A 9,876-nucleotide genomic window follows, 5' to 3' on the forward strand; every position below is an offset into this window, starting at 1 on the left:
AACCCGCGCCGGGCGCGGGTTTCAACACGCAAATCGCGCCTCTAGGTCTGGCAGTTCGGACACCAATACGTGACGCGGTCACCGCCGCGATCCGACTCGACGATGGTCCCGCACCGACGGCACGGGCGGCCCACCCGTCCGTACACCCATAGGTCGCTGCCGGATCTGGTATTGCCGGTGGTGGTCCGATTCACTCGGGAACGATTGAGCCACAGCATGTCCCGCGCCCGCTGCACGACCCGCAACGGATCCTTCACGCTGCTCACCGGCGAGCTTGGCAGCCGCCCCGTGACGAAGCACAGTTCGTTGGCGTAGACGTTGCCCACGCCCGCCATCACCCGCTGATCCAGCAGGGCCTCGGCCAGCGGCCGATCCGGATCCGCGGTCAGGTTGGTGGCCGCGGTCCGCGGTTCCCAATCGTCACCGAGCAGATCCGGCCCTAGGTGGGCGACGGCCTCCATGTCATGGTCGCGCGGCAGGATCTCCAGCACGCCGAGGTCGATCCCGGCCGCCCTGGTGTCGGCGGTCTCGAGGAGGATCCGCACCTTGTACTCGGGCACGCGGCGGATCTGACCGCCGACCAGCCACGCGCCGTCCATCTTCAGATGCGAGTGGATGCTCGCATCACCAGCGCGGATGAACAGGTGCTTGCCACGGCTGAGCACCTCGTCGACGACGGTGCCCGTCAGGTCGACGGTGGCGAACTTCGGCACCCGGACGTCGCATCTGGTCAACGTCTTGCCCATCAGTGCCTCCCGCAGCTTCTCCGCCGCGCGGTACACGGTGTCACCCTCTGGCATTCCGCCACGCTACCGCGAGCGTCGATTGTTACGCGCAGATGTCCGACGTGAGGTCTCGATAACCGAAACGTATTCCTGCGATGACCATTCGGAAACACCGAGCTCCTGTAATTGGACCAAGCCAATCGGCCCGCCGGCAGCGACGCCGAGCCACCGCAGAACTTCCGATTCACTCCCGCACCAACCACGAAAGTTGGAACACGACATGGCCTTTGACGATTCGATCGCCGAGAACATCAAGACCTCGCTTGCCGAGATCCCGCACCCGTCCCTGCCCAAGGGCTCCAACATCTACGGCGGAACCAAGATCTTCCCCGACTACAAGGCCGAGAACGGCGAGAGCTACTTCACGCTGGTGCACGGAATCGCCCACGAATCGTCGGTCAGCTTCGTCGCAGTGCTGCAGGCCACCAGGGCATTGCGCAAGGGCTTCGAGTCGGCCATGTACTTCTACGGACCCGGCGCCATCAACTGCCTGGCGACCCGCGGCTTTCCCACGACGGGCGACTCCGGCTTCCCCGGCGCGCAGAACATCAACGACTCGCTGGCCACCTTCATCTCAGAGGGCGGCACGGTGTTCTGCTGCCGCTTCGGACTGGCGCTGCACGGCGGCCGCGAGGAGGACTTGATCGAAGGCGTCATCCCCGCGCACCCGCTCGACGTGCAGGATGCGCTGATCCACTACGCGCGCAAGGGCGCGATCATCAACTCCACCTACATGGTCTAAGACCAAGGTGCACAGGAGGATTGATGATGACGAAACTCGCCGCGGTCGCGGCCAACTTCACCCGCGACCTGGAACAGAACTACGCACTGATCGAGTCGCTGGCTGCTCAGGCCCGTGAGGAGGGCGTCGACTTCCTGGTGCTCCCGGAGGCTGCCATCGGCGGCTACCTGTCGTCGCTGGGCAATCACGGTGACACGGTCAAGACGACGTCGAAGTCCCTTCCACCCGCCATCCGCATCGACGGCCCCGAGATCGCCAGGATTCAGGAGATCATCGGCGACCTGTTGATCGCGATCGGCTTCTGCGAACTCGACGACGACGGCGAGACCCGCTACAACGCTGCCGCCGTGCTCGACGGCAGCCACGTCTACGGTACGTATCGCAAGGTGCATCAGCCGCTGGGTGAAGGCATGTCCTACTCACCGGGCTCCGGATACGACGTCTTCGACACGCCGGTCGGCCGGGTGGGACTGCAGATCTGCTACGACAAGGCCTTCCCCGAGGCGGCCCGCGTCATGGCACTCAAGGGCGCGCAGATCATCGCCAGCCTGTCGGCCTGGCCCGCCGCTCGCACCGCCACCGCCGAGAACCTGCAGGACGACCGGTGGACCTACCGGTTCAACCTGTTCGATGCGGCTCGCGCGCTGGACAACCAGGTGTTCTGGATCGCCTCCAATCAGAGCGGAACGTTCGGATCGCTGCGCTACGTCGGCAACGCCAAGGTGGTGGATCCCGGTGGAAACACCCTCGCTACAACGCTTCTCGGAAGCGGCATGGCAGTCGCCGAGGTCGACGTCGCCGGCACGTTTCGCGCGATGCGCGCAGGCATGTTTCACCTGCGCGACCGTCGGCCCGACGTGTACGGCCCGGTCACCGACGCGACCGCCGAGGGTGCCAACCAGTGGCAGGAGGCCGGAGCGAGCAAGGCGACGGGAAGTGATCTGGCTCATGCCTGAGATGACGTTCGACGTGCAGTGGCCCAACGGCAGGCTGCAGCGGTGCTACTCGCCGAGCCTGGTCATGCACGACTACCTGAGCGCCGGCTCGGACTACACCGTCGCCGACTTCCTCGACCGGTCCGAGAGGGCATTGCACGAGGCCAGTGAACGCGTCCGCGCCAAGTTCGGCTTCGCCTGCAGCTCGGCAGCCTGGACCACGCAGGAGATCGTCGGCGCTGCGGCCGAATTCCCCTCCGATGCGACCATTCGCGTGGTCGCCATGCACCCAGGACTGGAGACCACGTCATGAACGCCCGACACGTCACCGTCGCCGTCATCGGCGGTGGACAGGCCGGACTCTCCGTCAGCTGGTACCTCGGCCAGGCCGACGTCGACCACGTCGTGTTGGAGGCCCAGACCCCGGTGCACGCGTGGGCCGACACCCGCTGGGACAACTTCACCCTCGTCACACCCAACTGGCACTGCAAGCTGCCCGGATATGCCTACCAGGGCGACGATCCGGACGGTTTCATGACGCGTGACGAAGTGGTGGAGTGGCTAGCGGGCTGGCTGGACACCTTCGAGCCGCCCGTGATGACCCACACCCGAGTCACGACGCTGCGCCCGTCCGCAGACGGCGGCTTCGAGTTGACGCTGCAGACCGCGTCCGGGGAGGAGCTGCTGACGTGCGATCACGCGGTCGTCGCCACCGGCGGGTATCCCATTCCCGTGCTCCCGCCGTTCGCCGGTTCGCTGGATCAGGCTGTGACGCAGATCCATTCGGAGGAGTATCGCAACGCCGACCAGCTGCCCGCCGGGGCCGTCCTGGTGGTCGGCACCGGGCAGTCCGGGGCTCAGATCGCCGAAGATCTCCACCTCGAGGGCAGGCAGGTTCACCTCGCCGTCGGCAGCGCGCCGAGAGTGGCCCGCTCCTACCGCGGCCGTGACTGCATGACCTGGCTGTCCGACATGGGTCTCTACGACAAGCCCGCCCCGGAGTACCCGGGCGGCAAGGCGGCCATCGAGAAGACCAACCACTACGTCACCGGACGTGACGGTGGTCGTGACATCGACCTGCGTCGCTTCGCCACCGAGGGCATGAAGCTGTACGGCACGCTGGCCGACGGCAAGGACGCCCGCCTGGTCTTCGAGCCGTCGTTGCGCGCCGCGCTGGACAAGGCGGATTCGACCTACAACTCGATCTGCTCGGACATCGACGCCCACATCGAGCGTCACGGACTGGAGGGGTCCGTTGCCCCGGCGTCTCGGTACATGCCGGTCTGGGAGCCCGACACCGAGATCACCGAGCTCGATCTGGCCGCCGAGGGCATCACCAGCATCGTCTGGGCCATCGGTTACCGGCCCGACTACCGGTGGATCGAGGCGAGCGCGTTCGACGGTGGCGGACGGCCCATGCAGAACCGTGGCGTCACCTCCGTCGAAGGACTGTCGTTCGTGGGGCTGCCGTGGATGCACACCTGGGGTTCGGGCCGGTTTCTCGGGATCGACCGCGACGCCCGACACATCGCGGAGAAGATCATCGACAGCGATCGTCGCGAGTCCACACCCCGTCTCGCCGTAGCCCGCTGACGGACAGACATGGCGCGCCAATCGTTCTCGCGGCTGATCACCGGCCGCGCGCTGCTCGGACCGGGAGCGGTGGTGGTGGTGGAGGACGACACCGAACTGACCGCCGCCGATCTGGACCGGCGCAGCAACCGACTGGCGCGGGAGCTGTTGGCCCTCGGCGTGGGCCGCGACGATCTGGTCGTCGTGTCGCTGCCGACGAGCATCGAATTCGTCGTGGCCTGCGTGGCGGTCTGGAAGGTGGGTGCCACCCCCCAACCGGTGGCGCCGTCGCTGGCCGATGACGAGAGGGCGGACCTGGAGCGGTTGGCCAGACCCGCCCTCGTCATCGGAACACCGCCACGTGATGCGTCGATACCGTTTCTGCCGCAAGGCTTCACGCCCGATCCTCGGCTACCGGACGCGGTGTTGCGCGATGCCTTCGCATCGAGCTGGAAGGCGCCGATCTCGTCGGGTAGCACTGGCAGGCCCAAGGTGGTGATGGCCAATGCACCGGCGTTGCTGGACGCCGACCGGCCCATCGCGGCCTTCCTTCCGCGTCGCGCGGTGCAGTTGGTCCTGTCGCCGCTGTGGCACTCGGCGTCATTTACCTACGCATTCCGCGGTCTGCTCACCGGGCACCGACTGGTGCTCACCGACGGATTCGACGAGCTCCGCTTCGTCGAACTCGTCCGACGGCATGGGGTCACGTGGACCCTCCTGTCGCCGAGCATGATTCACGCGCTGATTCGGGCGCCCCAGCGCGAAGGCGTCGGGTCGCTCGAGTCGGTGCTGCACATGGGCGGACCCTGCGCCGAGTCCGACAAGAGGGCACTCATCGACTGGCTGGGACCCGAGCGCGTCGTCGAGGTGTACGCGGGCAGCGAGTCCAACGGCCTGACGATGATCACCGGCACCGACTGGTTGATTCGACCGGGCAGCGTCGGAAAACCCATCGGTGGCACCGAGATTCGGATCCAGCGTGACGATGGCGCGATCGCATCGGCGGGTGAGGTCGGGACGATCTGGATGCGGCGTGGTGAGCGACCCGCATATCGCTACCTCGGTGCCGCGTCCCGGCGCACCACCGATGGCTGGGACACCCTCGGCGACCTCGGAATGCTCGACGCGGACGGCTATCTGACGGTGGTGGAACGCGTGGCCGACGTGATCGGCGCTGGAGCGCAGCGGGTGTTTCCCTCCCGCGTCGAGCACGTCCTGGAAGCTCATCCCGACGTCCGCGGCGCGGTCGTCTTCGGAGTCGCGGATCGCGTCGCGGCGGTCGTAGACGTCGGTGAGGCCGAGCTGGACGCCGACGATCTCCGCGCCTTCGCCGGGGCGCGACTGGCGCCGCACGAAATGCCGTGCCATATCGACGTCACCCGCAGATCCCTCCGAAACGCCGCAGGCAAGGTTCGCCGTAGCACCTACGCATCCCTGCACCGCAATCCCGCCCCTCACTGAAGTGCTAGGAGAACCCATGACCGTCTCCACCCGTGTCGACCTCGCCCTGCTGGGGATCCGGGGCCGACCACCGGTGAGCCGCACTGCCGGCGCCGGCCCCAGCGACGACGGCCACCTGATGATCGACGGTCGCGCCGCAGCCATCCAGCTGAATCCCGATAGCCCGTTCGTCTTCGACGGAAGTCGGGTACTGCTCGACGGTGCGGACACCGGCCTCGCCGTCGACGTCATCAACCGACCGAAGTTCTACGATCTACAGACCGCCGACGGCGTGTCCTACGAGAAGATCGCCCGGCTGCACGGTCGAAACGTGCTTGCCACCACCGTCGTTCAAACCTGCATCCGCTACGCGGAGGACCAGCGGTGCCGATTCTGCTCGATCGAGGAGTCCCTGCGCTCGGGTGCCACCACCGCCGTGAAACGGCCCGCCGAGCTGGCCGAGGTCGCCGAAGCGGCCGTGCGGCTCGACGGCATCGAGCAGATGGTGATGACGACCGGCACGTCGGCGGGCGCCGATCGAGGCGCCAGGCACCTGGCCCGCTGCGTCCGGGCGGTGAAGTCCGCGGTGCCCGGGCTGCCGATTCAGGTGCAGTGTGAGCCGCCCGCCGACCTCGCCGTCCTGACCGAGCTCCGCGACGCGGGCGCCGATGCCATCGGCATCCACGTCGAATCGCTCGACGACGACGTCCGCCGCCGCTGGATGCCTGGCAAGGCGACGGTGCCGATGGCGAAGTATCGCGAGGCGTGGCGCGAGGCGGTGCGGGTGTTCGGCCGCAACCAGGTCTCCACGTATCTGCTCGTCGGGCTCGGAGAGGACCCCGAGGAGTTGATCGCGGGTGCCGCCGAGCTCGTCGACATGGGTGTCTACCCCTTCGTCGTACCGTTCCGCCCGCATCCGGGCACGCTGGCGGTGGACGTCGATGGCGCGGGCGCACCGGACGCGGCGACCGTCGAGAAGGTGTCAAGGGAGGTCGCGAATGCGCTGCGGATCGCAGGCATGGCGGGTGCCGACCAGAAGGCGGGCTGTGCCGCGTGTGGGGCCTGCGGCGTGCTGCAGAGTGTGGGTGGGTGACTCGCATGGAGACGGTCGACCAGCAAGTGCTCCATCAGTACCGGCGTCGTCAAGAGCTGTCCATCCTGGCGGGCGCCCGCAGTCACGCCGCACCCGCGTCCGGATTCCTGATCCGGCACGCGGACGGTGCCGAGGACGTCGCGGCCTACCGGCGGCTGCGCCACGACGCGTTCGTCGTCGACCAGCGTCTGTTCGTCGGTAGCGACGCCGACGACGTCGACGACGATCCGCGAACCGTCGTCCTCGTGGCGACGAGCACCGACGGCACGGTGCTCGGTGGCGTGCGGCTGGCGCCGCAGTGCACACCGGACCTCGGCTGGTGGGCGGGCAGCAGGCTGGTCACCGTCGAAGCGGCGAGGTCCTCGGGTGTCGGCCCCGCCCTGGTGCGGGCGGCTTGCGCCCACGCCGAATCGGCCGGCGTGCTGCGCTTCGACGCCATGGTGCAACGCCGTTACTCGGCCATGTTCGCGTCGCTGGGGTGGGAGGACCACGGCGACTGCCTGGTGGCAGGTCAACCGCACGCGCTGATGCGCTGGCCGCTGCACCAGATGCAACGCCTCGCCGACGCAACCAAGTCGTTCCTCGGCGATGCGCTCGCCCCGCTGCGGGCGGTGCCGGGCGGCCTCGGACCGGTCGGCTTCGTCGGTGACGACGGCGTGCCCGTGCCGGGCAGCGACCTGGTGGCCGCATGTGATGCAATCATCCCGTCCATGGTGGAACGCGATCCGGAGTGGGCGGGGTGGTGTTCGGTGCTGGTCAACGTCAATGACCTGACGGCGATGGGCGCCGCGCCGACGGGTCTGCTGGACGCGGTCGGCGCGCCCACTCGCTCGTTGCTGACGCGGATCGTGCGCGGCATCGCCAGGGCATCGGAGGCGTGGCGGGTTCCCGTCCTCGGCGGCCACACTCAACTCGGGGTGCCCGCCGCGCTGGCCGTCACCGCCCTCGGTCGGACTACGCGTCCGGTGCGCGCCGGTGGCGGTTCGGTGGGGGACACCCTGCGGCTGACCGCTGATCTCACTGGCGGCTGGCGGCCGGGTCAGCATGGCAGACAATGGGATTCGAGCAGTACCCGTAGCGCCGACGACCTCGCCGAACTCGCTGCGTTGGTGGCGAAGATGGCGCCGCGGGCGGCCAAGGACGTCAGCATGGCAGGCGTCGTCGGGACCGTCGGGATGCTGGTCGAGGCCAGCGGAACCGGTGCCGAGCTGGACGTCGCCCGCATTCCGCGGCCCTCCGACGCGGACATGGGAGCGTGGCTGACCTGTTTTCCTGGCTACGCGATGCTCACCGCCGACCAGCCAGGGGCCGACGTGCCGCAGACGCCTCGCGGCGTGGTCTCGGAGGCATGCGGCAGGCTGACGGTTGACCACGGTGTTCGACTGAGGTGGCCCGACGGCGTCGCGACGACCGCCGTCGCGCCGGGAGTGACCGGCCTGGGGAGGGCCTGAATTGGCAGCGGAAGACAGTCCACGCAGGCGCGGCTCCAGCGGGGCGACCGGGGAATGACGTTGGTGACGATCGGTGCCGTCGCGGCCCACTTCGGCCGCGACGTGGATCGCGGCGTCAGTAAGGTCGTCGGCATCGTCGATGCCGCCGCGCGCGACGGCGTCGAGTTGCTGGTGTTCCCCGACGCGTGCCTCGGCGGCTACATCGGTGATCTGCGGGCCCCCGATCCGGACGACCGGCCACCCGCGCTGGATCCCGACGGGCCGGAGATCGAGGCGGTGATCGCGGCGGCCGGGTCGATGACGGTATGCGTCGGATACGCCGAGGAGGCGCTCGGCGGCCGCTACAACGCGGCGATCTGCGTCTCCGGCGACGGCGTGCTCGGCCACCATCGCAAGGTGCATCAGCCCGCAGGGGAGTCGCTCGCATATCTGGCGGGTGACACCTTCACCGCGTTCGACACTCCGGTCGGCCGGCTCGGCATGCTGATCGACTACGACAAGACCTTCCCCGAGTCCGCCCGCGCCCTCGCGCTCGACGGCGCCCAGATCATCGCGGCGCTGTCGGCGTGGCCAGCAAGCGTGACCGACCGGGCCTCCCGGCTGCCCGCCGACCGGCAGTCGAGGTTGTTCGACCTCTACGACTGCGCCCGCGCCGCGGAGAACCAGGTAGTCGTGGTGTCGTCGAACCAGACGGGCGTGATGGGCGCGCTGCGCTTCCTCGGCCAGGCCAAGGTGGTGGGCCCCGGCGGCGACGTGCTGGTGAACACCGGGTCCAAGGGCGGGTTGGCCAAGGTCACCGTCGACGTCGACGCCGAGATCACCCGCGCGCGAAAGGTGTTGAACCACCTCGCTGAACGCCGGGTCGACGTGTACGGCGCCAGGACGGGGATCTGACGGTGCGCGTCGCGCTGCTCACCTATTCGACGAAACCGCGCGGCGGTGTGGTGCACACCCTGAACCTCGCGGAGGCCTTGGCGGCATCCGGGATCGACGTCACCGTATGGTCGCTGGCCCGCAAGGGCGACCGTGGCTTCTTCCGTGAGGTGGATTCCGCGGTGGGGGTGCGGCTGGTCGAGTTCCCCGACCGGCCCGAGGAGGCGGTGACCGAGCGCATCGTGCGGTCGATCGCCTTGCTGCGAAACGCGTTCAGGCCAGGCGACTTCGACATCGTCCATGCGCAGGACTGCATCAGCGCCAACGCCGTGGGTGCCTGCATCCGCACCATCCACCACCTCGACGAGTTCACCACGCCAGTGCTTGCCGACTGTCACGAGAAGGCGGTCGTCGAGCCGTACGCCCGCATCTGCGTGTCGGCCGCGGTTGCCGAGGAGGTCCGCCACGGCTGGGGGTTCACCCCGACGGTCATCCCGAACGGCGTGCGTGCCCTGAGGTTCGTCGAGGCGGCATCCGATTCCGGGGCTGCGCTGCGCGACGGCTGGAGCCGGCGCCTGGGCCGGTACGTGCTCGCCGTCGGTGGTATCGAACCGCGCAAGGGCACCATCGACCTGATCGATGCGTACCACCTTCTGCGGCAACGACTTCCCGACGTCAATCTGGTGATCGCGGGCGGTGAGACGCTATTCGACTACCGCGACTACCGTGCCGCGTTCGAGCGTCGGTGCGTCGAACTGGACGTCGAGCCGGTGATCCTCGGGGCGGTCGAGGACGACGAACTGCCGAGTTTGATCGCTGCGTCGGCCACCTTCGCCTTCCCGTCGACCAAGGAGGGTTTTGGTCTGGCCGCCATGGAGGCGCTCGCGGCCGGGCGGCCCGTCGTCACCCGCGACCTACCCGTTCTGCGTGAGGTGTTCGGCGACACCGTTCGGTACGCGTCGACTCCCGCGACGTTCGCCGAGGC

At 68.4% G+C, this 9,876-nt stretch carries 10 protein-coding genes; 9 read left to right on the plus strand and 1 reads right to left on the minus strand.

The window, feature by feature from the left end; genetic code table 11:
* Positions 1-41: 41 nt before the first annotated feature.
* On the minus strand, positions 42-800 hold the full coding sequence (nei2, locus tag ABW137_RS32435) for an endonuclease VIII Nei2 (RefSeq protein WP_526406471.1): 759 nt from the start codon (positions 798-800) through the stop codon (positions 42-44).
* 205 nt (positions 801-1,005) lie between these two features.
* On the opposite strand from nei2, the gene ABW137_RS32440 reads away from it, so the two are divergent.
* From ABW137_RS32440 to ABW137_RS32480, 9 genes are all read left to right on the plus strand, one after another.
* Complete coding sequence (locus ABW137_RS32440) at positions 1,006-1,527, plus strand: MSMEG_0572/Sll0783 family nitrogen starvation response protein (protein WP_526406472.1); 522 nt, start codon at positions 1,006-1,008, stop codon at positions 1,525-1,527.
* Positions 1,528-1,553: 26 nt separating this feature from the next.
* On the plus strand, positions 1,554-2,483 hold the full coding sequence (locus ABW137_RS32445) for a carbon-nitrogen hydrolase family protein (protein WP_526406474.1): 930 nt from the start codon (positions 1,554-1,556) through the stop codon (positions 2,481-2,483).
* Entirely contained in the window at positions 2,476-2,775 is a 300-nt protein-coding gene (locus tag ABW137_RS32450; protein ID WP_526406476.1) for an MSMEG_0570 family nitrogen starvation response protein, read from the plus strand. Before ABW137_RS32445 ends, ABW137_RS32450 begins: the two co-directional genes overlap by 8 nt.
* On the plus strand, positions 2,772-4,055 hold the full coding sequence (locus ABW137_RS32455; RefSeq protein ID WP_526406478.1) for an MSMEG_0569 family flavin-dependent oxidoreductase: 1,284 nt from the start codon (positions 2,772-2,774) through the stop codon (positions 4,053-4,055). Before ABW137_RS32450 ends, ABW137_RS32455 begins: the two co-directional genes overlap by 4 nt.
* Positions 4,056-4,064: 9 nt before the next feature.
* A complete protein-coding gene (locus ABW137_RS32460; protein ID WP_526406480.1) occupies positions 4,065-5,495 on the plus strand; it encodes a class I adenylate-forming enzyme family protein in 1,431 nt (476 codons plus the stop codon).
* A gap of 16 nt (positions 5,496-5,511) precedes the next feature.
* Complete coding sequence (locus ABW137_RS32465) at positions 5,512-6,567, plus strand: MSMEG_0568 family radical SAM protein (RefSeq protein ID WP_526406482.1); 1,056 nt, start codon at positions 5,512-5,514, stop codon at positions 6,565-6,567.
* A 5-nt stretch (positions 6,568-6,572) separates the two neighbouring features.
* Positions 6,573-8,018, plus strand: coding sequence for an MSMEG_0567/sll0787 family protein (locus ABW137_RS32470; protein ID WP_526406484.1), 1,446 nt, complete (start codon positions 6,573-6,575; stop codon positions 8,016-8,018).
* Positions 8,019-8,072: 54 nt separating this feature from the next.
* Positions 8,073-8,912: a carbon-nitrogen hydrolase family protein gene (locus ABW137_RS32475; RefSeq protein WP_526406486.1), complete on the plus strand. Its 840-nt coding sequence runs from the start codon at positions 8,073-8,075 to the stop codon at positions 8,910-8,912.
* Positions 8,913-8,914: 2 nt separating this feature from the next.
* The coding region (locus tag ABW137_RS32480; RefSeq protein WP_526406488.1) for an MSMEG_0565 family glycosyltransferase at positions 8,915-9,876 on the plus strand (962 nt) is incomplete at its 3' end.

The sequence above is a fragment of the Mycobacterium sp. genome, from assembly GCF_040509115.1.
Lineage (GTDB): Bacteria > Actinomycetota > Actinomycetes > Mycobacteriales > Mycobacteriaceae > Mycobacterium.